A 23,086-nucleotide genomic window follows, 5' to 3' on the forward strand; every position below is an offset into this window, starting at 1 on the left:
TCTGCGGGCCGCGCGGAAGCACGGCGCGCGACCGCCCGTCCGCGCCGCATCCACAGGCGACCGCCAGCGGCGGTGTCCGACCCCGCGGTTAGGGTGGAACCCATGTCCGTCGCGCTCGACCCGTCCCCGCCGGCCGCCGCGGCGGCGCCGTTCCCCTGGGACGCCGTGTGGGGGCAAGACGAGGCCGTCCGAACGCTGCGGGCCGCGGCATCCGACCCCTCCGCCCTTGCGCACGCCTGGTTGATCACGGGCCCTCCCGGCTCGGGACGCTCCACGCTGGCGTACGCCTTCGCCGCGGCGCTCATCGCCGACCCCGGCGACGAGCGCGCCCAGCACCAGGTGCTCGCGCGCACGCACCCCGATCTCACGGCGCTGCGCACCGAGCAGGTCGTCATCCGCATCGAGGAGGCCCGACGGCTCGTCGAGCGCGCGTCGTTCGCTCCTTCGCTCGGTCGGCACCGGGTGATCGTCGTCGAAGACGCCGACCGAATGGCCGAGCGCACGTCCAACGTGCTGCTCAAAGCCCTCGAAGAACCCCCGGAGAAGACGGTCTGGGTGCTGTGCGCCCCCAGTGACGCCGACCTGCTGCCCACGATTCGCTCCCGCGTGCGCGTCCTGCGGCTGCGCGAACCCTCCGTCGCCGACGTGGCGGCCCTCATCGTCGAGCGCACCGGTGTTCCGGCCGACGTCGCCGAGGAGTCCGCGCGACACGCGCAGCGCCACATCGGCATGGCCCAGCGGCTCGCCACCGACGACGACGCCCGCGCGCGCCGCGCCGAGACGCTCGCCGCGGTGCTGAACGTGCGCGGCATCGGCGACGCCGTCGACGTCGCGGGACGCATCGTGCGGCTGGCCACCGACGACGCCAAGGCGCTCACCGCCTCCCGCGACGACGAAGAGCGTCGCGCCCTCCTGCGCATGCTCGGCGTCGCCGAGGGGGCCGCGGTCCCGCCCTCGGTGCGCGGGCAGGTGAACGCCCTCGAAGACGATCAGAAGCGTCGCGCCACCCGCAGCCTGCGCGACGGCATCGACCGGGTGCTCACCGATCTCCAGTCGCTCTTCCGCGATGTCGTGATGATCCAGTACGGCCGTGACGGCGACCTCGTCAACAGCGAGCGTCTCGACGCTCTTCGCGCCCTGGCCGCCGAATGGACCCCGTCACGCACGCTGGGCGTGCTCGACCGCATCTCGGTCACCCGCCGCAACCTCGAGCAGAACGCCGCCCCCTTGCTGGCGTTGGAGAGTCTCATGATCACCGTCGCGAACGGCTCCGCGCCGTGAGCGCGCGCCGCCGCCTCGCGACGGTCGTCGCCGGTGTCGCCACGCTCGTCCTCGCCCTCTCCGGCTGCCTGTACGCCCAAATCCCGCCGGTCGCCCCCGATACGGGACGCTCGCTCGCCCCGCAGACCCAGGGTGTCGACGAGGCACTCCTGCCCTACTACGGACAGACACTCGCCTGGAGCGACTGCGGCAGCGCGGGCTTCGACTGCACCACGGTCACGGCGCCCCGCGACTACGCCGACCCGTCCGCCGGCGACCTCACCCTGTCGGTCATCCGCCACCGCGCGACCTCGGGGGAGCCTCTGGGCTCGCTCCTGACCAATCCGGGCGGTCCGGGCGTCAGCGGTGTCGACACGGTGCGCGATTCCCTCGGGCTCGTCGCCGACGAGGCGCTGACGCGTTCCTACGACGTCATCGGATTCGACCCGCGCGGCGTGGGGCAGTCCACCGCGGTCACCTGCTTCGACGACGCCGGCATGGACCGCTTCCTGTACGACATCCCGCCGGGCGCGCGCGGCAGCGACGAGCGCGACGCGGCGCTCGAACAGCGCGCCGCCGACTTCGCCGACGCCTGCGAGGCCAACAGCGACGGCATCCTGCCCTACATCTCGACCGAGAACGCCGCACGCGACATGGATCTGCTGCGCGCCGTCCTCGGCGACGCGAAGCTGAACTACCTCGGTTTCTCCTACGGCTCCTTCCTCGGTACGACCTACGCGGGACTGTTCCCGGAGCGGGTGGGCCGCATGGTCCTCGACGGCGGCATCGACCCGAGTCTGCCGGGCAGCGAGAGCGGTCTCGCGCAGGCCGTCGGATTCGAGAACGCCCTGCGCGCGTTCATGGCCGACTGCCTCACGACGTCGGAGTGCCCCTTCTCGGGCACCGTCGACGATGCGATGAACGACCTGTCGAACCTGCTCGCTCGCGTCGACGCCCGTCCGCTCGCCGGCGGCGACGGCCGTCAACTGGGCGCGGACTCGCTCGTCACGTCGATCGTCGCAGCCCTCTACAGCGACCAGAGCTGGCCCTATCTGCGCGCGGCTCTCGCCGACGTGCAGAACGGCGACGCCTCGGTGGCGTTCCAACTCGCCGACTTCTACAACGGCCGCATCGACGGCCGGTACGCCGACAACACCATGCAGGCGCTGCGCGCCTACAACTGCATCGACTACCCCGACGAGGGCGACGACGACGACCCCGCCCTGCAGGCCGCGCTCGAGGAGCAGGCTCCGGTGGTCGCCCCCTATTGGATCGGCCCCGATCCGTGCGCGGCGTGGCCCGCCCCGCCCACCGGTACACGCGAGGCCATCACGGCACCCGGCTCGCCGCCCATCGTTGTCCTGGGGACCACGGGAGACCCCGCCACCCCGTACAGCGAGGCGCAGGCACTCGCCGACCAGCTGTCGCAGGGCGTCCTGGTCACGTACGTCGGCGAGGGGCACCTGGCGTACAACAAAGGCGACTCCTGCGTGAACTCCGCCGTCGACGACTACCTCCTCGCCGGGACCGTCCCCGCCGAGGGTCTGCGCTGCGAGTAACGCCCGCGCCCGCCCCGCCTAGGCTTGATCCGTCACGAACGAGGAGATCCCGATGACCGCGCCCACCGCCGACCTGGCGACCTACATCGACCACACGCTGCTCAAGCCGGAGGCCACCCGTGCCGACGTCGAGCGCCTCATCGCCGAGGGAGCGGAGCTCGGCACCTACAGCGTCTGCATCTCGCCGTCGTTCCTGCCCGTGGAGCTCCCGGCCGGCCTCAAGCTCGCCGTCGTGTGCGGCTTCCCCAGCGGCAAGCACCACGCCGACATCAAGGCGGCCGAGGCGAAGCTCTCGGTCTCGCAGGGCGCGGACGAGATCGACATGGTGATCGACGTGGGTGCGGCCGTCGAAGGACGCTACGACGTCGTGGAAGCCGAGATCCGTGCGGTTCGCGACGCGGCCCCGGCCCCGACGGTGCTCAAGGTCATCATCGAGTCGGCCGTCCTGTCCGACGAGGCGATCGTGGCCGTCTGCGAGGCGGCGGTCGCCGCGGGCGCCGACTTCGTCAAGACGTCGACCGGCTTCCACCCCGCGGGCGGTGCGAGCGTGCACGCCGTCGAGCTGATGAAGCGCACCGTCGGCGACCGTGCCGAGGTCAAAGCCTCTGGTGGCATCCGCACCCGTGCCGCCGCCGACGAGATGATCGCCGCCGGCGCGACGCGCCTGGGGCTGTCCTCGAGCCGCGACATCCTCGCCGACCGTTCCGCCACGGGCGACTACTGATCGCGTACCGCGGAGCTCTCCGGAGCATGTAAGGTAGATGATCGTGCACGCGTCAGCGAGCACACGCCGCCTTAGCTCAGACGGCAGAGCGATTCACTCGTAATGAATAGGTCAAGGGTTCGATTCCCTTAGGCGGCTCCGAAGGCCCTCACCCGCTTCCACCGGGTGGGGGCCTTTCTGATGTTCCGTGCACGCTCGCGGCCTCCCGATAGGCTGAAGCCGCCTCGTTCCGCGATCGCGTGACGGCCGTCTTCCGCCCGCTGACCCTGCTGGAGCTCCCGTGTCGAACGCCCTCGATGCCGTCATCGAGATCTTCACGTGGGTCGGGTTGGGCGGCGGACTGCTCCTGGCCTTCGCGGCGGTCTGCCTGCTCCTGGCGGATGGCACCTGGCTGCCCGCGCGTGCGGTCGTCGAACGTGTCGACGGCGGGCGAGTGGTTCGCTGGTTCGACGCCGACGGGGGAGTGAACGAGGCGCCGCTGTCGGCGGACGACGAGGTCGAGGTGGGTCGAGCCGACATGGCCGACATCTTCTACCGTCGTGGGACGCCGGATCGCATGCGGCTCACGCATCACTCGCCCGTGGTCCGCTTCGTGTCCCGCCTGGCCGCGGGAGTGCTCGGCCTCGGGGCGGTGGCGTTCGTCGTCTCGATCGTCGTGCTCTTCGCGCGGGGCTGACGGGCCGGTACCGGGGGATCGACGCGTAGGCTCGACGCATGACGCGCGCCCTGTTCATCGTCGATGTCCAGAACGACTTCACCGAGCGCGGGGCGCTCGGGGTCGAGGGCGGTGACGCCGTCGCGGAACGCATCTCGCGCTTCCTGTCCGAGCACGCCGACGACTACGCGCTGGTGGTCGCCTCCCGCGACTGGCACGACGGCGACGGCGACAACGGCGGTCACTTCTCAGCCACCCCCGACTTCGTCGACACGTGGCCGGTGCACTGCGTCGGCGGCACGTACGGCGCCGACTACGACGAGGTGTTCGACACCGCGCGCGTGAGCCATCACCTGAAGAAGGGCCAGGGCAAGCCCGCTTACTCGCTGTTCGAGGGCGTGTCCGACGACGGTGAGACGGCGGCATCCCTTCTCGAGGCGCACGGCATCCGCGACATCGACGTCGTCGGGATCGCGACGGACTACTGCGTGCGGGCCTCCGCTCTCGACGCGCTGGGCGCGGGGCGGCGCGTCCGCGTGTTGACCGACCTGGTCGCGGGAGTGCATCCCGACTCGAGCGCGGCGGCCCTGAGCGAGATCGAGGCGGCCGGAGCGGAGCTCGCGACCTCCGACGACTGAGGGCGCCCTCAGACTCCCGGAGCGGGATCGGGCTCGTCGTCGGCCCGAGGGATGGTGATCGTCACGCGCGTGCCCTCCCCGGGCGTGCTCGCGATCCGCAGGGTCCCGCCGTGCGCGCTCACGATGCGCTGGACGCTGGACAGGCCGATGCCCCGCCCGCCGTCGGCGTCGTTGGCGAACCGCCCGCGCTGACCCTCCTGCGTGATGGCCGCGAGGTCGTCGGGATGGATGCCGCGCCCGCTGTCGCTCACGCGGACGGAGGCGCCCTCGTCGGTTTCGAACGTCTCGACCCGGATGAGGTCGTCGGAGTACTTCGCGGCGTTCTCGAGCACGTTGGAGACGGCGCGGCGCAGCCCCAGGACGTCACCGCAGATCGGAACGGCATCCATCTGCCCGAACACCACGCGTCCGTGGCCGTCCCCGGGGAGGACGAGCGCGACGGCGCCCCGCGCGATGAGGTCGACGCTCGCTCGTCGGCGGCCGCGTTCGGTGCGGGAGTTCGCGTCCGCCATGAGCGATTCCGCCATCGCGACGATGTGGTCGCTCGCCTCCCCGGCGAGGCGCAGCAGCCGGTGATCGGCGGGCAGTTCCTCACCGAGGAGGTCGAGATAGCCGCGCAGGGCGGTGACGGGGGAGAGGAGGTCGTGGGCGAACGTGCGCTGCAGCGCTTCGCGCTCGTCGGCGGCCTGCTTCTCGCTCGTGAGGTCGCGCACGATCTTGACGAAACCGAGCACCTGCCCCTGATCGCTGCGGATGGCCGAGATCGTCACACGCGCCCAGAACTCCGTGCCGTCGCTGCGCACGCGCCATCCCGTGTCCTCCACGTGCCCGTCGCGTTGGGCCGCCGCGAGCAGCTGGTCGGGGATTCCGCGGCGGCGCGCGTCCTCGCGGTAGAAGCGCGAGAAATGCGAGCCGAGGATCTCGTGCTCGGTGTAACCCTTGATGCGTTCGGCGCCGAGATTCCACCCGCGCACGAACCCGCCGCTGTCGAGCTTGACGATGGCGAACAGGTCGACCTGTTCGTCCCAGTCGCGCGGGATGGATCGCCGGATACCGGTCACGGGATGGGTGGTCGCGGCCGACGGGGCGATGGACTCATCGGGAACCGTGCTCATGCGAGAGCACCACGACGGTGCGGATTGCGCGCGGAGACCATTCCCCGATGATGCCCCGCGGAGAAGCCGGTGAGACAGAGATTGACATCACCGGTGGCGCGGGGCACCGATCACGACGTGACGGTGACGAGCGTGCGCTGCCAGCCGCTGGAACCGTCGGGAGCGATGGGGGCCTGGTCCTGGATCTGGAGGTTGCCCTGCTTGTCGGTGGCGCGGACGGCGATGTAGTGCGTCCCCGCCTCGGCGGTCCAGTCGAACTTCCACTGCACCCACGACTGGTCGTTGATGGGGGTCGACAGCTGCGTCTCCTGCCACTCCCCGTTGTCGATGCTGACCTCGACCTTCTGAACGCCCACCGGCTGGGCCCAGGCCATGCCGGCGACCGTGACGGCACCCGCGGCGACCGGTGAGCCGATCTTGGGGGTGTCGACGCGCGACGACATCTTGATCGGGGCTTCGGCGGAGTATCCGCGAGGCGTCCAGTACGCCTCGTCCTTATCGAACCGCGTCACGGTGAGCTTGGTGACCCACTTCGTCGCCGAGACGTAGCCGTACAGGCCGGGTACGACCATGCGCACGGGGAAGCCGTGCTCGAAGGGCAGGGGCTCGCCGTTCATGGCGACGGCGAAGATCGCGTCGAGATCGTCGTCGACGAGCGCCGAGAGGGGGGTGGAGGCGGTGTAGCCGTCGACGCTCTCGGACAGCACCATGTCGGCATCCGCCTGCGGTCCGGCCATGCGGAGGATGTCGCGGATGGGGACGCCGGTCCAGATGGCGTTCCCGACCAGGTTGCCGCCCACTTCGTTCGAGACGCAGGTGAGCGTCACGCCGTACTCGTCGAGACCGCGGTTCACGAGGTCGTCGAAGCTGAGTTCGATGGGGGTGTCGACCATGCCGTCGATCTGCAGGCGCCAGGTGGTGGGGTCGACGTTCGGCACCGTCAGAGCGGTGTCGACGCGGTAGAAATCGCTGTTGGGCGTGATGATCGGCGAGAGGCCCGGGATCTCCCAGTTCGCACCGTCGGGCACCGTGACCGTGGTGCGCGCGGCCGGCAGGCGCAGGGCGTCGCGCGCGGCGGCGACCGAGGCGGTCGTGGCGTTCCAGATGCGCGAGCCCACGCCGACGACCACGGCGCCCAGGGCCGTGACGCCCGTGAAGACGAGGAAGCGGCGGCGGTCGACGCCCGCGGTCTCCTGGTCGCCGGCGCGCGCGGCATCCATCCAGTGCTTCAGGCGCTCGACGGCGAACACGAGCACGACGATGCCCGCCACGGTGCCGAGCACGGGCGGCAGCCACGCGAGGGCACCGGCGCCTGCGCGCGTGAGGATCGCGGCGGTGGCGAGGACGCCGCCGATGAGCAGCAGGACGGCGCCGACGAAGCGGAAGCGGTACTCGAGCACACCCGCCACGGCGGCGGCGACCGCGGCGCCCAGACCGACGCCGACGAGGAGCGCGATCTTGTCGGACTCGCCGAACAGGGTGATCGCGAGCTCCTTCAGCGGACGCGGCACGATGTCGACGATGAAGGAGCCGACGGCGAGCACGGGGCTCGCGGAACGGGCGACGAGCGCGGCGAACAGCTCGGCTACCGCGAGAAGCGCCGCCGCCGCGACGATCCCGGCCAGGGCGGCCCAGGGCCACGCGTGCGGTCGACGGGTGGGCTTCGTCTGCGTGGTCGGTGCCGCAGTATCGGTCGTCATGGCATCCCTCATCTCCGGCGGCGCGCGAGCGCGATCCGCCTCATGAACTCTTCGGAGCGAGGGGGGAATCGGATGCCGTCACCCGGCCCACACGCGCCCCGTCCGGCGCGAGGGCGAAGGCGGCCACGCCCGCGACGATGAGCGCGAGCGCCAGGGCGAGGCCGGCCGACAGCGGCTCGCCGAGGAGGGGCACGGCGACGACGGCCGTGAGGACGGGGCTGAGCGCTCCGGCCGCGGCGGGAATGCTTCCGCCCAGGTTCTTGACCGCGACGACGTAACAGGCCGTCGACAGCAGACCTGTCCCGACGCCCTGCACCAGGGCGTAGGCGCCCCAGGTGGCGGGAGCAACCTCGCCGGTGAGCAGGTGCGAGGGCATCGCCCCGCTCACCGCGAGCGCGAGGGCGGCGATCACCGAGGTGAGCGACACGATCGCGATCACCCCGATCGGGTCGAGACGCGTGCGCGCGAGCCCGAGCGTGTAGGCCGCCCAGACGAACCCCGCGGCGAGGAGGACCGCGATCCCGGCCGGGCCGGCGGGGCCTCCGGTGAACAGGGCGCTCGAGGCGACCCCTGCCACGATCGCGGCGAGGGCGACCCTTCGCGCCCGGGTCGGCGTGCGGCGGTGACGGAGGAAGACCAGCCCCGCGACGAACAGCGGCACGGTGCCCGGCACGAGGAGCCCCGTGAGGGCCGCCGAGGTGAGGTGCGCTCCCCACGCGAACAGCAGGAAGTGCGGCAGTCCCGCCAGGAGGACGAGAGCCAGGATGCCGGCGCGCTCACGGCGGAGGACGCGCAGCGTGCGCGGGATCCAGGGCGACAGCACGACCGCGGGCACGGCGAAACGCACGATCGCGGCATCCGCCACGGTGAGGCCGGCCCCCTCGAGAGCGCGTGTGGACAGCGCGAACGACGACCAGAGGCACACGACCGCGATCAGCGCGGCGGCCCCGACGACGGCGCTACGGGACGGGGTTGCGGTGCGGCGGGCGAGGGTGAACGTGGTCACCCATCGAGCGTAGGAAACGGACCGGCGCAGCGGATTGCGAAGATTGCTCGAGGACGCCGGCGTTTGGAAGAATCTTGCGCATGAACGCCCTCGACGACATCGATCGACGCATTCTGCGTGAACTGCAGCAGGACGGACGCCTGACCAATCAGGAGCTCGCCGACCGCGTCGGGCTCTCCCCGTCGCCGTGTCTGCGGCGCGTGCGCCACCTCGAGAAGGCGGGGGTGATCGAGGGGTATCGCGCCGTCGTCGCGCCGAAAGCGGTCGACCTCGCGATCACCGCGTTCGTGCGCCTGCGTCTGGCTTCGCACGAGGGGGCGACGGTGGATGCCGTGGAGGAGCGCCTGCGCGTCATCCCGCAGATCGTCGAGGCTCACCTGCTCGCGGGGGACTGGGACTATCTCGTCCGCATCGTCACGCCGAGCTTCGAGGAGTACGAGCGACTGCTGCGCGAGCACCTGCGGGCGATCCCCTCGTTGTCCGCCATTGACACGACCTTCGCCTTCGGGGTCACCAAGCCCGTCTCGCCCCTGCCGCTCGACGCGGTGCCCGGGCGCGCGTGAGGCCCGGGTCGACATCAGCGACCCGGGCCCCGGCCCGTCAGCGCGTCGAGCGCTGCTTCAGCACCTTTGCCTGCACCTTGCGGCGGATCTTCTGAACCTTCGGGTCCTTCCAGACCCGGTAGGCGACCGTTCCGGCGGCGGCCGCACGGCCGATCGCCGTGCGGGCCAGGACGGCTCCGGCGAGTCCGACCGCTCCGGTTCCGATCCAACGTGCGACACCCATAGCGCCTCCTCGATTCGCGTGTGGACTCTCACCTCACACGATGGAGTGACGGATGCCGCGCCGCTTGCGCCGACGCTCCGCTTATGCGTCGGTCAGCGCAGTGATCCGCCCGAGGGGGCGGCGAACGGCTCGAGGGCGGCGATGACGTCGTCGTGCAGCGTGGCCTTGCTCGCCTCGACGGCGTCGTCGATCTGGCCGGGGCGAGAGGCGCCGATGATCGCGGTCGTGACGACCGGGTCGCGCAGCACCCAGGCCACGGCGAGCTGCGGGATGGAGAGACCGGCCTCGCGGGCGACCCCGTCGATGCCGCGGATGCGCTCCAGGTAATCGTCGGTGAGGGCCGACTCGTCGAGGAAGCGGCTGTCGGCGGCGCGCGAGTCGGCGGGAACGGTCCCGTCGAGGTACTTCGCCGTCAGCAGCCCCTGAGCGAGCGGCGAGAACACGGCGCTGCCGACCGACAGCTCGCGCAGCGTCGGGAAGAGCTCGGACTCCGGGGTGCGGTCGAACAGCGAGTACCGGGGCTGGTGGATGAACAGGCGCACGCCTTCGGCCGCGAGCAGCTCGTGCGCTCGACGGGTGAGCTCGGCCGGGTAGTTCGAGATGCCGACGTAGAGCGCCTTGCCGCTGCGCACGATGTCGGCGAGGGCGGTGACGGTCTCTTCGATCGGCGTCTCGGGGTCGACGCGGTGCGAGTAGAACACGTCGACGTAGTCCGTGCGCATGCGCGTGAGGCTCTGCTCCAGAGAGCGGACGAGGTACTTGCGCGATCCGCCGTCGCCGTAGGGTCCCGGCCACATGTCGTACCCGGCCTTGGTCGAGAGGAACAGCTCGTCGCGGTACGGACGCAGGTCGCTGTCGAGCACGGTGCCGAACGTCGTCTCGGCGGCGCCGTAGGGCGGGCCGTAGTTGTTCGCGAGGTCGATGTGCACGATGCCCCGGTCGAACGCGTGGCGCAGGATCTCGCGCTGCGAGTCGAGCGTGCGTCCGCTGCCGAAGTTCTGCCAGAGCCCCAGCGAGATGCGGGGGAGAGGGATGCCGCTCGCCCCGGCCCGCGCGAACGGCACGTCGTCGTATCGGGTGGAGGATGCCGTGAAGGCGGACGTCAGGCGGGGGTCATCGGCGGCGATGGGCATGGTTCTCCTCGGCGGTGAAGGGGGACACCGTCGACTCTGCCACGGAAGGCGCGGCTCAGGCGGAAGCGCGCGCGAGCTCTTCGCGGAGGAGGCCGGCACCCGCCGACAGTGCGCTGAGCTTGTCGAAAGCGACCTGGCGCGGCAGGGGCGCCATGCCGCAGTTCGAGCTGGGAATGAGCTTGTCGGCATCCACGAACTGCAGGGCCCTCCGCAGGGTGGCGGCCACCTCTTCGGGGGTCTCCACCTCGTGGCTGGCCACGTCGATCGCGCCGAGCATGACGTTCTTGCCGCGGATGAGCTCGATGAGATCGATCGGCACATGCGAATTGTGGCTCTCGAGCGAGACGGTGTCGATGCTCGAACGCTGCAGCAACGGGAAGGACTCCTCGTACTGGCGCCATTCCGAGCCGAGGGTGGCCTTCCAGTCGGTGTTGGCCTTGATGCCGTAGCCGTAGCAGATGTGCACGACGGTCTCAGCGCGCAGGCCCTCGGCCGCGCGCTCCAGGGTGGCGACACCCCAGTCCTTCATCTCGTCGAAGAAGACGTTGAAGGCGGGCTCGTCGAACTGGATGATGTCGACGCCGGCCGCTTCGAGTTCGCGCGCCTCCTGGTTGAGGATCGTTGCGAACTCCCACGCGAGCCTCTCGCGGCTGCGGTAGTGCCGATCGGCGAGGGTGTCGATCATCGTCATGGGGCCGGGAAGGGCCCACTTGATCGGTCGATCGGTCTGCGCGCGGAGGAAGGCCGCATCGTCGACGAAGACGGGCTTGCGCCGGCTGACCGCGCCGACCACCGTGGGCACACTCGCGTCGTAGCGGTCGCGGATGCGGACCGTCTCGCGGTTCTCGAAGTCGACGCCGTCGAGGTGCTCGATGAAGGTCGTCACGAAGTGCTGTCGCGTCTGCTCGCCGTCGCTGACGATGTCGATGCCGCGCAGCTCCTGTTCCTGCACCGCCGCGCGGAGGGCGTCGTGCTGACCCTCGACGAGGACGTCGCCCTCGAGCTCCCAGGGCGACCACAGCACCTCGGGCTTCGCGAGCCACGCCGGCTTGGGGAGGCTTCCGACGATGGCCGTGGGCAGGAGGGCGGGCACGGGGGTCCTTTCGGCGGGGACGGGGAGGGTGGTCGGGGCGGTCGTCACGGCGGTCACCGGAGGACCGCGTCGACGTCGGCGGCCCACTGCTCGAGCAGAGCGCGGTGCGGCTCGACGAAGTGCTCCTGGGCGTACCGGCCCTGGACGACGGCGAGCTGGCTGCGTTCCTCGCGGTCGTAGGTGACCTCGGTCGGGGAGAAGTCGCTGGCCTCGAGGCTCGGGCGGTAGACCTCGTCGGCGGGAGTGTGGGCGTTGTAGATCTCGGGGCGGTAGATCCTCTGGAACGTCTCCATCGTGCTGATCGTGCCGCTCAGCTGCAGGTCGGTGTAATCGCTCAGCAGGTCGCCGCGGAAGTAGAACGCCAGCGGGGCGACGCTTCCGCGCGGCATGAAGTAGCGCACCTCGAGGCCCATCTTCCCGAAGTAGTCGTCGGTGAGGGAGTGCGTGCCGTCCTGTACGTACTCGACGCCCAGCACGGGGTGGACGACGCCGTTGCGACGGTAGGTGCGGCTCGTCGACACGCTGATGCAGATGACCGGCGACTGCGGGTAGCGCTCGCGGTAGGCCGCGGAGTCGAGGAAGTGGCGGAACAGCTTGCCGTGCAGGTCGCCGAAGTCCTCGGGGACGGTGAACACGCCGCCGGCTGCCTCCTTGGCGGCGGGGAGCACGACGCTGAAGTCGTAGTCGCGCAGGTACGACGAGAAGTTGTTGCCGACGATGCCCTGGTGGCGGTTCCCGGTGACGCCGTCGACGATGTGCACGTCGAGCACCTCGATGACGGGGAACTCCTCGTCGTCCGCGCCGTCGCCGAACTGCAGCTGCACGGAGACGATGTCGAGCTCGACGCAGTAGCGGTCACCGTTCGGGTTGTCGGTCGAAGCGAGGGCGTTCAGCCGCTCCGTGATCATGGTCAGCGCGTTGCGCAGATTCTGCCGGCGCCCCTCGCCCCGCGCGAGGTTGGCGAAGTTCGTCGTGATCCGCGACCCCTCGGCAGGGGCGTAGTCCTCGTCGAAACGGGTGGTGGTGATGCTGAACGTGATCTCGTTCGCCATGAGGATGCCAATCCGGAAGGGCGGGACCCGTGCGATCCCGCGGAAGTCGGTGCCCTCATCGTCCTGCCGAGTGAAGGTCATCGGGTAATTCGGGTCGACTATGCCTTGGTATAGCGTTTGCCTATGGCAAAACGGGCGAGCGGCATCACCCTCCAGCAGCTGCAGTACTTCATCGAGGTGGCGGCGGAGGGGTCGATCTCCGCGGCCGCCGACCTGCTCTACGTGGCTCAACCGACGATGTCGGCCGCGATGCGCGATCTCGAGCAGCGGGTCGGCCGTGATCTGCTGACGCGGTCCGCCCGCGGTGTGACTCTCACGACCGACGGGGTGGAGTTCCTCGGCTACGCGCGTCAAGTGGTCGAGCAGGCGGAACTCCTCGAGCAGCGCTACCTCGGACGTCCGCCGTCGCGGCGGCTGCTCGGCGTGTCCACCCAGCACTACTCGTTCGCGGTCGACGCGTTCGTGCGCATGGTGAAGAGCACCGGCGCTCCCGTATACGAATTCTCTCTGCGGGAGACGCGCACCTTCGACATCATCGAAGACGTCCGTACGCTCCGCAGTGAGCTCGGCATCCTGTTCCGCAACGATTTCAACCGCAACGTGATCGACAAGCTGCTTCGGGATTCGGGGCTGGCGTTCCATCCGCTCTTCCTGGCCGAGCCTCACATCTTCGTCTCCCGCCGCAATCCGCTCGCCGCTCAGAAGCGGGCGACGCTCGACGACCTGGTCGACCTGCCCCGCCTCACCTTCGACCAGGGGGCGAACAACTCGTTCTACTTCGCCGAGGAGATCCTCTCCACGCTGTCGAGCGCCCAGGAGATCCGCGTCTCGGACCGGGCGACCATCTTCAACCTCATGATCGGTCTGGGCGGCTACACGATCTCCACCGGCATCATCAGCGACGACCTCGACCCCGAGATCGTCGCCGTGCCCCTCGACGTCGACGAGCGCATCGAGATCGGCTGGATCGGCCGGACCGCCGTGCCCCTCACCGAGCAGGCGCAGCGTTATCTCGCCGAGGTGCGCGAGGTCGTCGCCGGCTTCGGAGTGGAACTCCTCGACTAGCGGCCCGGTCCCGCGCGCCCGGGTGACTTCGTCGCGCGAGCGGGTGAATGGCGGGAGGAAGTTGAGTTTGGGTCTTTTCGGAACGGGCGTGAGCGCGTGGGAGGTTCTCGTCGCGGAATGAAAACGCAGAACTGGGCGCGTCACCAGCGATTCCTGCGGACCTGGGGGCCTCGGGTCTTCTAGCCGTTCGTCGGCGACGTGGGGTGACGACGCTCTTCCGCTGGCCCCTCATCACACCGGACGGTGGACAGCCGCTCGGCCAGGCTTGCTCACCAGCGGCTGCCCCGTGTGCATGCCGTCATTACTTCATCGCGACGAGAGGGAACATCATGCGTACGTCGATCAAGAGGTTGGTGATTGCAGCAGCGGTCACGGCAGCACTCGGTGGAGCGACGTTGATTGCGGCACCAGCGGCTCTCGCGGACAACGGATCATGCGGGTATTACTCGGAGTCGCGCGCTGTGAACAGCACCTCGTTCTGCGCCAACAAGGTCGTGCAGAGTCAGGTCAAAGCGGGCGGCAAAATCAACTACGGGCCCTGGGCTCGGAAGGGCGAGACCTCCTGGCAACGGGCGAGCTATGCGAATGTCGAGTGGTACACGTACGCCTTCCACACGGTGTGAGTCAGGCCGTGCAGAATAGGCGGCTGCTCGCAGCAGTGCTGGCCGGCATCGCCTGCATCGGCGCCCTCTCGGGGTGCGCCGATGCGGGCACAGCCCCGGAGGTGCCTCTGGGTCAGGACACCTCGCAGAACGTCGGCACCGCACCCCGTTTCGACGGGCCCTGGTCCGACTGGTTCACGCGCATCTACGAGTCGAACGACACCACGGAACCCCAGCGCGCGATCCTCGCTGACGGAGTGGTCACGGATGCCGAGTACGCCGGTCTTCGCGCCGCCTTCAAGACGTGTCTCGAGGATCTCGGCGTCTCCGTGGAGCTGTACGCCGACGGAGGATACGCCGTGGAGGCCGACGGCGAGCTCACGGAGTCGCAGGTGACCGGGGACGCCGTGCCCGGGTGCGAGAAGAAGACCGTCGGCGCTGTCGCGATGCTGTACGAACACATCCGGCGGAATCCCGAGGAGAGAGACGAGGCGGTCATCGTCGTCGATTGTTTCAAACGCAAGGGAATCGTCTCCGACGCGTACACGGTCGCGCAGTACAACAAGGATGTCGCCGATCAGACGGGGCTGAACTGGTCCGCGATCGAGGTGCGGCGGTGCGCCCAGGATCCTCTCGGCGTTCTCGACGCGCCGTGAACCAGAGAAGGACAAGATGACACGCCGTTCCCGCGAAGGGCGCCAGCGGACGATCATCCTCGGCAGCGCCCTCCTGCTGTCGGTGTGCTGTGCTGCGATCGTCGGATGGTCGGTGGGGCGGATCGCCCTTCCCGCCGAACTGGAGCGTCCTGTTGCCATCGAGCGTTCCGGCGTCAGCGTGGAGGAGTTCTCCGATCGGAGGACGGTCGACCTGAGCATCACCCTCGAGCCCAGCGCGAAGGTGACCTCCCCGTCCGGCGGGCTGCTCACCTCGAGCACCTGCTCGCCGGATGCCGTCATCGAGCACGGCGGTTCGACATTCGCTATCGACGGCACCCCGCTCGTCGACCTGGCAACGGCGCATCCCTTGTGGCGCACTCTCGAGGTCGGTGCGAAGGGCACCGATGTTCGCGAACTTCAGGAGTCGCTCGCGCTCCTCGGTTTCGAGGGGGTGATCGACGGGGTGATGGGTCCTCGCACGATCGCTTTCTTCAACGGCCTGCGACGTGCGGCGGTACCCGATGCGCCCCTCGTCGACGCGATCGCGCCGTCGAGCGTGGTGTGGCTGCCGAGCGACGCCGTCACGGGCGGGACGTGCCTCTCTCACATGGGCGCCGTGCTCCAACCGGGCGATGCTCTGGTCGAGCTGCCACCTCGAATCTCCGCGCTCCGACTGGGCACCATGCCGCGGACGCTCCCCGCCCGGCCGCGGGTCGTATCCGTCGACGGCGTCCCGGCCGGCATCGATGAGCAGGGGAACGTGGATCGACAGGCGTGGCCGGCTCTCGCATCGACGCCCTCTTTCCGGGCGTTCGTGGCAGACCCGAAGTCGGTGGCCTTCAAGGGAGAAGTGCAGTTGGTCGACCCGATCGAGACCGTCCGAGTACCTCCGTCGGCGATCGTCGGAGCAAGTGGCGATCGAGGATGCGTCTGGGACGGCGACGTCGCCTACGCAGGCGCAATCGTCAGCAGCCAGTTGGGGTACACCTTGATGACGTTCGACGACGACCCGCCCTCCGAGGTCGAGATCGCACCGGGGGCGGGGCGGACATGTCCCTGATCCTCAAGGACGTCGGGCACGAGTACGAGTCCGGCCGGCGGCTCTTCGCGGGGATCGACCTGACGCTGATCCCGGGACGCAGCTACGCGGTCGTGGGTCCCTCGGGGGCGGGGAAGAGCACCCTGCTGGGCGTGATGGCGGGCGATATCCACCCCGCCCACGGGTGCGTCCGACGTCCAGACTCGTCATCAGCCAACTGGGTGTTCCAGAACCCGCACGGGGTGGCGGGCAGGACCGCGCTCGATCATGTCGCCCTGCCGTTCCTGGCTCGAGGTCACGAACGGCCCGCAGCGGAGGAGGGGGCGATGAGTCTCCTCGAGGAGTTCGGTCTGGAGGCGGTCGCCGACGAAGCGTTCCGATACTTATCCGGCGGCGAGGCCCAGCGACTGATGCTCGCGCGTGCGATCGCCGCGGCACCCGACCTGTTGTTCGTCGACGAGCCCACGGCCCAGCTCGATCTGCGAACCGCGCACACGGTCAACGATTTTCTTCGGAGGATGGCCGGTCGGGGGTGCATCGTGGTCATTGCGACCCATGATGCCGGGACGCGGGATTCCTGCACCGACGTTGTCGACCTGGCCGCCTTCCAACCGTGAACGACCTCGGATCCGCGATCTCCGCGCGGTCGTTGCGTTCCGAAGCGAGGCGCAACCTCGAAACGGGAACCACGCGGGCACTCCTTCTCGGCATGGTGTGGTGCGTTCTGCTTTCCGGTCTGCTGGTGTGGAACGTCGCCGTGACGGTCGATCTTCTCGAGTCGGCCCGGAGATATCAGGACGCAGGGGCATCGGTGACCGTCGTCGATGCCGCGGGGCGCATCGACGGGCAGCAGTGCGCCAGCCTGGCAGCGCTCCCGAATGTGCGCGGTGCGGGCGCGCTCCGCGCTGATCCGGCTCCTCTCACTCCCGCTGTCACCCCGGGCGTCGAACTGCCGACTTTCGAAGCGACTCCCGGCCTCATCGGCATCCTGCTCCCCGACGCGCGCGAGCGGAACGGGATCTTCCTGTCCGATGCCGCGGCTGACGCCCTCGGTGCGGGCAGGACGTCGCTGGCGCTGGGGGACCGCTCCGTCGATATTGCCGATACGTTCCCGTACCCGGAGGACGGCCGTCGACCTCTGTTGGGATACTCCGTCGTCGAGACCGTGCCCGATGCCGGAACCTTCGACCAGTGCTGGGTCGAGGTGTGGCCGGAGTCGCCGCGCGTCCAGTCCATCGCCGGCTCGGCCGTGGTCGTCGACGAGGACGCGGGGCAGGGGCCTCCCACCGTGGGGCAGCTGAACTCCTCGCTCGGACGCACCTTCGACGGTGAGGCCTCGTATCGGAATCGGGCGACGGCATTCCTGCCGGGCGCGCTCGTCCTCGTCGGCGTCTCGTTGGGGTTCCTCGCCGTGCGCATGCGAAGACTCGAACTCGCGGCGGCGCGGCTGATCGGCATCCGGCCGTCCGATCAGGGCGTCATGCTCCTCATGGAGTCGGGAGCGTGGATCGCGGCGGCCTCGATCATCTCCCTCGTTCTCACCCTTGCGGCGTCCGTGGCGATGACGGGCGGGCTGCTTCCCTCGGCCCTCGAGTTCTCCGTCGTCGCCTTGCTGGCGGGCGGAATCGGCGTCGTCTGCGGGGTACTCGGAGGAATCGCGTCGATCAGTTCTCGGCGAGCGCTTCGTTACTTCCGGGACAGGTGACGCTTCGCTCCGCTGCGCGCGGAGGCAGCGTGCGAGAAACAGGAAGGGGTGGGGCTGGTTCGGAGGTACTCGAATAATTCGACAGGGGTGGCGAGGCTCCGCCAGCTAGCAAGTCTGGAGCCAAGCCGAGTCGCAGTTGTCAGTCGGCCTGTACTTCGCAAAGCTCGACGTCTGACTGACGACGAGAAGATGGCGTTCGTCGAGGGCTACAAGCGGGGAGAGCAGATTGCCGTCCTCACCAAGCGGTTGATGGTACACCGGACAACACTCGACACGCTGGTTCCTCGTCTCGAGCTGAGCCGCGCTGACCCCAAGGAGGTGCCTACAACCGTTCGGGCTGCGATCGTAGATGGGTACCGTGTAGGGGAGTCGTTGGCGGCTATTGGTGAACGGTTCGGCTTCAGCGCAAACAAGGTGCAGCGGCTGCTCGTGTCGATGGGTGAACCGATCCGCCCGCGCGGCCCGAAGAAGCCAGCGGTCACGCACGAGCAGGTTCAGCGAATGGTCTTGCAGTACGAGCAGGGCGAAGCGATCGCGAACATCGCAGTGTCGGTTGGTGTGAGCTACGCCCAGGCTCGAGGCCGCTTGCTCGACGCGGGCGTGAGTATGCGGCCGCGTGGGGGAGTGCAGTGATTTAGGCCGCGTCATTCTTCTCTGCTTGGTCCTGCGCAACGGCGAGCAGGACCCGGGCTAGTTTGTCGAAATCAACGTCTGTCCGGACGAGTCCTTCGGCGCGGATGACGTATGACTTAATGGTGCGCCTCCGACCGGCAGGCCTCTTCGGTGGGGGTGGTGTCGCGCCCAGCTGCTCAATCACCTTGATGAACTCCGCAAACGCCTTGCCCGCACGCTGCGGGAGGCTTGGCCACTTCGCTGTGACCGCCTGGCGATACCTGATGGCCTGAACTTCCGTGAGGTCCATGCTGGGTTGGTAGTAGTCGTGCCGGGTGCACTGGTCTTCGAAACTGAGATTAGACCAGCCGTATTCATGCCGCGTCCACGAGTCAGTCAGAGTTGACCTTCGCTTCAAATAAGCACCGTTGGTTGTACGTGGCATCTGGACTTACAGATTTTCTTTCATCCAATCCGCGACAGTTTGGGCATGTGCGACCAAGCGGCCGAACGGCCCGTTACATCTACGACGAAGATCGGATCGTCCGCATCGGCGCCGTTTGCGAGCAATCCATCGACAATCTGCGCGTCCGTAAGGCGCTCTTCACGAGAAATTGACTTTTTAGAGGCTTTGCCCAGTAACCAAGTGACTTGATGTAAGTAATCACTCTCTCATATTCTTTACCCGTCTTGCTCAGGTCGTAGCTGATCAATTTTGTGTTCATTCTTTACCTCCTTTTAGTTGTGCGGCCTAATATGCTCTCGTTGCATCATCTCGTCAAGAGCATTTCGCTTACGGTAAAATGTCTGATGGTGTTTGTCAAACAATCCTGTTACAATTGGAGACACTTAAACACGGGGGGCCAATGATGGCATCGAAGCAAGGTATAACCGCACCAATTTACAAGATCGACGTAGATGCTGCTCTTGACGTCGTGGGGGCCAACGTCAAGATTTCAGCACTATCGAAAGCGTTAGTCGATCTTTACAACAAAGAAAAAGGTGCGATCGTTTACAAGCTAGAGGGGACCGCCAAGATCGATGGCGCAACCCTACACCTCTATCGAAATGACAAAGCTCGCCCAAACACTAGCGGATGGGTCTCGTTCTTCGAGGGGTCAGGCATCAAGCTCAAGAGTATTAAGAACGAGATGCAGCACCTGGTGTGTTTTGTCGAATTAGGTGACGACCTTTACGCGTACACAGCGGGTCAGTCAGCAGTGGTCTTCGAACGGTTCACCGATATTTCTTTCCCGATCGATGTGGGGCGACGTATCGCAATGGCTGAGGTAAAGGGTGCAAAAGCGAGTCAGATTACCGGTAGCACTCTCGCTAGTAACATGCAATTCCGTGACGCGCGACGAATCACTTATACCGAGTCTCTTGACACTGTCTGGACTGCCTTGAGCGGTCAACTCCAGCCTGGGGTCCTTGATGAGAAGGCGCTAGTCCAGATATTCGACGTCAAGACAAAGATGCGCTTAGACGTGACAAGCGCTGTCAAATTAGGACCCAAAGTCGAGACGCCTGAGAAGATGGTGGCTCTTATTCGGTGGCTTGCAAAGAAGGCAGAGGGACCACTTCCTACTGATGATGGATGGGGTTGGCTCGACGCCATCAAGGTATTGAGTCCACGCAAGAAAAACGATTTGATTGCGCAGCTGCGACGCACTTTAGCAACTCGAATCTTCGTCGACAAGAAGTTCGAGAATATAGCTGTATCCCACACTGAAGCGTCGCTGTACGACAACGCAACTACATATGCTCTGACGCAGGGTAGCGAGAAGTTCCTGGAAACGAGCGAGCGGCCAGAACTAAGAGAGATCGTCGCAAAGATGAAGGTAAACACTTCAGACGTTGTGGCGAACTTCGATTCGGTCCGTATCTCGACGTCGAATGACGACTATGGTCCTGGTTTTGGAACTACAGGAACACTTCTCAACCACTTGCACGGTGAGATACAGAGCGGGACAAATACCTACTATCTCCTGGCCGGAAAGTGGTATGAGGTCGACGCGAGCTATATCGATGAGGTAAAGAAGGACTTCCTTCACCTCTTCGACACTCTAGACCTGCCAGCGTCAAACATAGGTCTCAACGTCTGGGCGAAAGCTGACTCAGAAGGTACATACAACAAGAACTCCGTTACTTCTGCTAATTTTATCAATGGTGATCGAGTCCTAACTGATAACGTAGAGCTGTTCGACTCCCTCGTCTGGGATAAGACGGACCTGTATATCGTCCACGTCAAGCGTGGATTCGATGTGAAGGTCAGGGATGTCCGCTCTCAGATCGTGAGTTCAGCGCAAATCATAGAAAACGATTTGCGAACGGGCGGGGTTAAACTCAAAGAGCATCATAGCCACCTCGTTAGCAGAGGGAGAACTAAGATGAGCCAAGCGAATTTCTTACGCCTTTTCGAAAAAACCCGCTCGTACGTACTTGCATATGGAACGCCGGACAGGGTAGATAAAACCTCGATCGACAAATTCCAATCAAGTGTTGCTCGAATGGAGGTTGTCGCACTTAATTCCCAATTCAGGCAGCTGAGCAGCCTTGATAGTCAAGCTCAACTGCAAGTAACCTGGATCCCGATCAAATAGTAACTGCGTAGCAACGTGTACAACGGCGTCGGTACATCCTACAGGTGTGAGTGATTGTCAAACTTGATGCACCGATGACACCCCTCATGGATGACTCGAAATTTTCCAACAGGGGTGAATGAAATTTCGTTCCTGCGCAGAAATGTACCGATCCGTCGCCTTGAGCATAAAACCACCCCTGTCAAAGGGGTGGTCATTGTAAATGTTAATCATTCTTGGTGGGGCTCGTTCAGTGGTACTCGAATAAATCGGGAAGGGCTTCCCACCTCCGTAAGTTGGCAGCTGCGGGACGTGGCCGGCGCCCGGATGCGCAGCGAAGTCTGCCTCGGGAGGCGCGACAGCTGACTGACAACGAGAAGATGGCGTTCGTTGAGGGCTCCCAACGGGGCGAGCCGATCGCGGATCTGGCCACGAAGCTCGGCGTCCATCGGACAACTCTCGACAACCTGGTCAAGCGTGTCGAGCTATCGCGCGAGGATCCGGACGCCGTCGCTCCGGCGGTCAAGGGTGTGGTCGTTGCGTCATATCGAGCAGGGGAGAAGCTTGCGGCCATTGGCGGCCGGCATGGATTCAGTCCGAACAAGGTGCAACGGTTGCTGGTCGCGGTGGGGGAGCCGATCAGATCTCGTGGGCCGCAAGGTTCCCGGCTGACGAGTGCGCAGGTACGGGACCTCGTGGATCGGTACGAGCTCGGGTCCGCGATGGGAGATATCGCGGAGGCATTCGGTGTGAGCTACGCATGCGTACGCAAGCAGCTCATAGGTGCTGGTGTGCAGCTTCGGGCACGCGGCGGTGCCCGGTGAGTCGTCGGCTACTACGCTCACACTCACGCCCGACCATGTCCGCGGCGAAGGCGAGCAATGCGCGTGAGAGCTTGTCGAAGTCGACACCGGGCCTCACGAGACCCTCGACGTGTACTTGGTAGCCCTGCTCCACTCCCTTGAGCTTCGTGAACAGGGCCGGTCGAGGAGATGTCAGAGCAGTAAAAAGGCGTACAAACGCTCTTGCCGGCCCTCGCAGGGAGCGAGGGCTCCTTGCCTGTGATGTCGGATCGGTGCTGGAGTGCCTCGTGTTCAGGAAGGTGCCACGGAGCGCCGCGCGCGCGGTGTCGGAGGCCGCACTTACTCTTGGCCCATGAGTAGGTGGTGCGGTTCGCGTCGAGAGGCGAAGGAGCGCGCCGCTCGAATCCGGCTGTTAAACGCGGACCTAGAGGTGCTCCGCGCGGCCTCCCTCGAACGCACCCGACAGACTGAGACAAAAGCTTCATTCATCGTGGTAGCCGCTGGTGTTCTCGCATCAGCAGCCGGGATCGAACTCATCACCACCGATACGTGGCTCGTCGGATTGCTCCCTTTTGGGCTGACTATCGCGACAGTCGTGGTCTCGACAGTCGCCCTGTGGCCTAGGAAGCTCGACGTGCCCTCCGCCCGAAGCATCGTGAACCGGTGGGTCGACTCCAGCAAATCCGTCGCGGAACTGGATGACTACCTACTCGAAGTGAAAGCCCATGAGGTTGAGCTTCGCGACGATCAGAACGAGTTGCGGATGAAGTGGACCAAGCGTGGGTTCAAGCTTCTGCTGCTCAGTCTCCTCACCGCTCTACTTGTTGCCGCCGCTAACGCCATAAGTCCACTTTGGAGTGACCAGCATGACCAAGAACGAATCGAAACCCCAGTCCAATCCGAAGCCGTCGTCTCGGCCTGACGTGGCCGAAGATTTCAAGCCGCTCACCCATGGTGACGAGTCGGGCGTGAGCTTCAAGGCCGACGAATGACTGATGAGAAGCCTGCCAAGCCACGTCCCGACGTGAGTCCGGACTTCAAGCAGGTTCATGCCGACCAACACGACAAGCCGCGTCACCTACGCGGTTCCTAGTCCGACCGCACATCCCGGATACGGTTTGTTGTCCGCCAGCGCCTCGGGTACCACCCTACGTGCCCGGTGCTGCTAGGGTGACCGACCTACTCGCGCATCGTGATCCGCGATGATGACACGGCGTATCTCCTTGCCGGACGCACCGTGCTCACGCAGACGACGAATGGTTGAAACGAGCCGCGCGCGGTCGATCCAGTCAGTGACGAAC

The 23,086-nt window shown here is 66.6% G+C and carries 24 protein-coding genes and 1 tRNA gene; 17 read left to right on the forward strand and 8 right to left on the reverse strand.

Annotation, left to right across the window (positions count from 1 at the left end; genetic code table 11):
• The first annotated feature begins 102 nt into the window (after positions 1-102).
• The 6 genes from Q9R20_RS10910 to Q9R20_RS10935 all read left to right on the forward strand — a co-directional run bounded on the left by Q9R20_RS10910 (position 103) and on the right by Q9R20_RS10935 (position 4,836).
• Entirely contained in the window at positions 103-1,281 is a 1,179-nt protein-coding gene (locus Q9R20_RS10910; protein ID WP_311249365.1) for a DNA polymerase III subunit delta', read from the forward strand.
• The gene (locus Q9R20_RS10915) at positions 1,278-2,819 is read left to right on the forward strand and encodes an alpha/beta hydrolase (protein ID WP_311249366.1); all 1,542 of its coding nucleotides are present in this window, start codon (positions 1,278-1,280) and stop codon (positions 2,817-2,819) included. Before Q9R20_RS10910 ends, Q9R20_RS10915 begins: the two co-directional genes overlap by 4 nt.
• Before the next feature lie 52 nt (positions 2,820-2,871).
• Positions 2,872-3,543 (forward strand): deoxyribose-phosphate aldolase, encoded by a 672-nt coding sequence (gene deoC / locus Q9R20_RS10920; protein ID WP_311249367.1) that lies wholly within the window; start codon positions 2,872-2,874, stop codon positions 3,541-3,543.
• 65 nt (positions 3,544-3,608) lie between these two features.
• A tRNA-Thr gene (locus Q9R20_RS10925) sits at positions 3,609-3,681 on the forward strand.
• A gap of 142 nt (positions 3,682-3,823) precedes the next feature.
• Positions 3,824-4,219: a hypothetical protein gene (locus Q9R20_RS10930; protein ID WP_311249368.1), complete on the forward strand. Its 396-nt coding sequence runs from the start codon at positions 3,824-3,826 to the stop codon at positions 4,217-4,219.
• A gap of 38 nt (positions 4,220-4,257) precedes the next feature.
• Complete coding sequence (locus Q9R20_RS10935) at positions 4,258-4,836, forward strand: isochorismatase family protein (protein ID WP_295837066.1); 579 nt, start codon at positions 4,258-4,260, stop codon at positions 4,834-4,836.
• Positions 4,837-4,844: 8 nt separating this feature from the next.
• Here Q9R20_RS10935 and Q9R20_RS10940 read toward each other — a convergent pair whose 3' ends face one another.
• The 3 genes from Q9R20_RS10940 to Q9R20_RS10950 form a co-directional block, all read right to left on the reverse strand.
• The gene (locus Q9R20_RS10940) at positions 4,845-5,951 is read right to left on the reverse strand and encodes a PAS domain-containing sensor histidine kinase (protein ID WP_311249369.1); all 1,107 of its coding nucleotides are present in this window, start codon (positions 5,949-5,951) and stop codon (positions 4,845-4,847) included.
• 110 nt (positions 5,952-6,061) lie between these two features.
• Positions 6,062-7,651, reverse strand: a complete 1,590-nt coding sequence (locus Q9R20_RS10945; RefSeq protein WP_311249370.1) for a molybdopterin-dependent oxidoreductase — start codon at positions 7,649-7,651, stop codon at positions 6,062-6,064.
• Between the two features lie 40 nt (positions 7,652-7,691).
• Positions 7,692-8,657 carry a DMT family transporter gene (locus Q9R20_RS10950; protein ID WP_311249371.1) on the reverse strand — a complete coding sequence of 322 codons (966 nt, stop codon included), beginning with the start codon at positions 8,655-8,657 and terminating at the stop codon, positions 7,692-7,694.
• Positions 8,658-8,737: 80 nt separating this feature from the next.
• Between Q9R20_RS10950 and Q9R20_RS10955 the strand changes: the two genes are divergently transcribed.
• Positions 8,738-9,220, forward strand: coding sequence for an Lrp/AsnC family transcriptional regulator (locus Q9R20_RS10955; protein WP_311249372.1), 483 nt, complete (start codon positions 8,738-8,740; stop codon positions 9,218-9,220).
• Positions 9,221-9,257: 37 nt separating this feature from the next.
• Here Q9R20_RS10955 and Q9R20_RS10960 read toward each other — a convergent pair whose 3' ends face one another.
• The 4 genes from Q9R20_RS10960 to Q9R20_RS10975 form a co-directional block, all read right to left on the reverse strand.
• Positions 9,258-9,443 (reverse strand): hypothetical protein, encoded by a 186-nt coding sequence (locus Q9R20_RS10960; protein WP_311249373.1) that lies wholly within the window; start codon positions 9,441-9,443, stop codon positions 9,258-9,260.
• Positions 9,444-9,535: 92 nt separating this feature from the next.
• Entirely contained in the window at positions 9,536-10,576 is a 1,041-nt protein-coding gene (locus tag Q9R20_RS10965) for an aldo/keto reductase (RefSeq protein ID WP_311249374.1), read from the reverse strand.
• A 55-nt stretch (positions 10,577-10,631) separates the two neighbouring features.
• Positions 10,632-11,669, reverse strand: a complete 1,038-nt coding sequence (locus Q9R20_RS10970) for a methionine synthase (RefSeq protein ID WP_311249456.1) — start codon at positions 11,667-11,669, stop codon at positions 10,632-10,634.
• Positions 11,670-11,722: 53 nt separating this feature from the next.
• The gene (locus Q9R20_RS10975; protein WP_311249457.1) at positions 11,723-12,721 is read right to left on the reverse strand and encodes a putative oxygenase MesX; all 999 of its coding nucleotides are present in this window, start codon (positions 12,719-12,721) and stop codon (positions 11,723-11,725) included.
• A gap of 123 nt (positions 12,722-12,844) precedes the next feature.
• Here Q9R20_RS10975 and Q9R20_RS10980 point away from each other — a divergent pair, with 123 nt between their 5' ends.
• The 7 genes from Q9R20_RS10980 (at position 12,845) to Q9R20_RS11010 (ending at position 18,421) form a co-directional block, all read left to right on the forward strand.
• The gene (locus Q9R20_RS10980) at positions 12,845-13,786 is read left to right on the forward strand and encodes a LysR family transcriptional regulator (protein WP_311249375.1); all 942 of its coding nucleotides are present in this window, start codon (positions 12,845-12,847) and stop codon (positions 13,784-13,786) included.
• A gap of 329 nt (positions 13,787-14,115) precedes the next feature.
• Positions 14,116-14,409 carry a hypothetical protein gene (locus tag Q9R20_RS10985; protein ID WP_295837088.1) on the forward strand — a complete coding sequence of 98 codons (294 nt, stop codon included), beginning with the start codon at positions 14,116-14,118 and terminating at the stop codon, positions 14,407-14,409.
• An 8-nt stretch (positions 14,410-14,417) separates the two neighbouring features.
• The gene (locus Q9R20_RS10990; RefSeq protein ID WP_311249376.1) at positions 14,418-15,044 is read left to right on the forward strand and encodes a hypothetical protein; all 627 of its coding nucleotides are present in this window, start codon (positions 14,418-14,420) and stop codon (positions 15,042-15,044) included.
• 16 nt (positions 15,045-15,060) lie between these two features.
• Positions 15,061-16,104, forward strand: a complete 1,044-nt coding sequence (locus tag Q9R20_RS10995; protein WP_311249377.1) for a hypothetical protein — start codon at positions 15,061-15,063, stop codon at positions 16,102-16,104.
• Positions 16,095-16,700, forward strand: coding sequence for an ATP-binding cassette domain-containing protein (locus Q9R20_RS11000; RefSeq protein ID WP_311249378.1), 606 nt, complete (start codon positions 16,095-16,097; stop codon positions 16,698-16,700). The genes Q9R20_RS10995 and Q9R20_RS11000 overlap by 10 nt, the downstream gene beginning before the upstream one ends.
• Positions 16,697-17,788: a hypothetical protein gene (locus tag Q9R20_RS11005; RefSeq protein ID WP_311249379.1), complete on the forward strand. Its 1,092-nt coding sequence runs from the start codon at positions 16,697-16,699 to the stop codon at positions 17,786-17,788. Before Q9R20_RS11000 ends, Q9R20_RS11005 begins: the two co-directional genes overlap by 4 nt.
• Positions 17,789-17,977: 189 nt before the next feature.
• Positions 17,978-18,421 (forward strand): helix-turn-helix domain-containing protein, encoded by a 444-nt coding sequence (locus Q9R20_RS11010; RefSeq protein WP_311249380.1) that lies wholly within the window; start codon positions 17,978-17,980, stop codon positions 18,419-18,421.
• Between the two features lies 1 nt (position 18,422).
• Here Q9R20_RS11010 and Q9R20_RS11015 read toward each other — a convergent pair whose 3' ends face one another.
• Positions 18,423-18,710, reverse strand: a complete 288-nt coding sequence (locus tag Q9R20_RS11015; protein ID WP_311249381.1) for a hypothetical protein — start codon at positions 18,708-18,710, stop codon at positions 18,423-18,425.
• A 556-nt stretch (positions 18,711-19,266) separates the two neighbouring features.
• Between Q9R20_RS11015 and Q9R20_RS11020 the strand changes: the two genes are divergently transcribed.
• The 3 genes from Q9R20_RS11020 (at position 19,267) to Q9R20_RS11030 (ending at position 22,707) form a co-directional block, all read left to right on the forward strand.
• Positions 19,267-21,003, forward strand: a complete 1,737-nt coding sequence (locus Q9R20_RS11020) for a DUF6119 family protein (RefSeq protein ID WP_311249382.1) — start codon at positions 19,267-19,269, stop codon at positions 21,001-21,003.
• 359 nt (positions 21,004-21,362) lie between these two features.
• Positions 21,363-21,806, forward strand: coding sequence for a helix-turn-helix domain-containing protein (locus Q9R20_RS11025; protein ID WP_311249383.1), 444 nt, complete (start codon positions 21,363-21,365; stop codon positions 21,804-21,806).
• Positions 21,807-22,137: 331 nt separating this feature from the next.
• Positions 22,138-22,707 carry a hypothetical protein gene (locus Q9R20_RS11030; protein ID WP_311249384.1) on the forward strand — a complete coding sequence of 190 codons (570 nt, stop codon included), beginning with the start codon at positions 22,138-22,140 and terminating at the stop codon, positions 22,705-22,707.
• Positions 22,708-23,086 lie beyond the last annotated feature (379 nt).

Source organism: Microbacterium sp. PRF11 (genome assembly GCF_031844085.1).
In the GTDB taxonomy this organism is placed as follows: Bacteria; Actinomycetota; Actinomycetes; order Actinomycetales; family Microbacteriaceae; genus Microbacterium.

Excerpts from the sequence above, each read along its gene's own strand:
- Q9R20_RS10960 (WP_311249373.1), bottom strand. The coding sequence starts at position 9,443 with ATGGGTGTCGCACGTTGGATCGGAACCGGAGCGGTCGGACTCGCCGGA.
- Q9R20_RS10940 (WP_311249369.1), bottom strand. The coding sequence starts at position 5,951 with ATGAGCACGGTTCCCGATGAGTCCATCGCCCCGTCGGCCGCGACCACC.
- Q9R20_RS11000 (WP_311249378.1), top strand. The coding sequence starts at position 16,095 with ATGTCCCTGATCCTCAAGGACGTCGGGCACGAGTACGAGTCCGGCCGG.
- Q9R20_RS11025 (WP_311249383.1), top strand. The coding sequence starts at position 21,363 with ATGGCGTTCGTTGAGGGCTCCCAACGGGGCGAGCCGATCGCGGATCTG.
- Q9R20_RS10955 (WP_311249372.1), top strand. The coding sequence starts at position 8,738 with ATGAACGCCCTCGACGACATCGATCGACGCATTCTGCGTGAACTGCAG.
- Q9R20_RS11020 (WP_311249382.1), top strand. The coding sequence starts at position 19,267 with ATGATGGCATCGAAGCAAGGTATAACCGCACCAATTTACAAGATCGAC.
- deoC (WP_311249367.1), top strand. The coding sequence starts at position 2,872 with ATGACCGCGCCCACCGCCGACCTGGCGACCTACATCGACCACACGCTG.
- Q9R20_RS10995 (WP_311249377.1), top strand. The coding sequence starts at position 15,061 with ATGACACGCCGTTCCCGCGAAGGGCGCCAGCGGACGATCATCCTCGGC.
- Q9R20_RS10935 (WP_295837066.1), top strand. The coding sequence starts at position 4,258 with ATGACGCGCGCCCTGTTCATCGTCGATGTCCAGAACGACTTCACCGAG.
- Q9R20_RS11015 (WP_311249381.1), bottom strand. The coding sequence starts at position 18,710 with ATGGACCTCACGGAAGTTCAGGCCATCAGGTATCGCCAGGCGGTCACA.
- Q9R20_RS10980 (WP_311249375.1), top strand. The coding sequence starts at position 12,845 with ATGGCAAAACGGGCGAGCGGCATCACCCTCCAGCAGCTGCAGTACTTC.
- Q9R20_RS10985 (WP_295837088.1), top strand. The coding sequence starts at position 14,116 with ATGCGTACGTCGATCAAGAGGTTGGTGATTGCAGCAGCGGTCACGGCA.
- Q9R20_RS10975 (WP_311249457.1), bottom strand. The coding sequence starts at position 12,721 with ATGGCGAACGAGATCACGTTCAGCATCACCACCACCCGTTTCGACGAG.
- Q9R20_RS11030 (WP_311249384.1), top strand. The coding sequence starts at position 22,138 with ATGAGTAGGTGGTGCGGTTCGCGTCGAGAGGCGAAGGAGCGCGCCGCT.
- Q9R20_RS11010 (WP_311249380.1), top strand. The coding sequence starts at position 17,978 with ATGGCGTTCGTCGAGGGCTACAAGCGGGGAGAGCAGATTGCCGTCCTC.
- Q9R20_RS10965 (WP_311249374.1), bottom strand. The coding sequence starts at position 10,576 with ATGCCCATCGCCGCCGATGACCCCCGCCTGACGTCCGCCTTCACGGCA.
- Q9R20_RS10910 (WP_311249365.1), top strand. The coding sequence starts at position 103 with ATGTCCGTCGCGCTCGACCCGTCCCCGCCGGCCGCCGCGGCGGCGCCG.
- Q9R20_RS10945 (WP_311249370.1), bottom strand. The coding sequence starts at position 7,651 with ATGACGACCGATACTGCGGCACCGACCACGCAGACGAAGCCCACCCGT.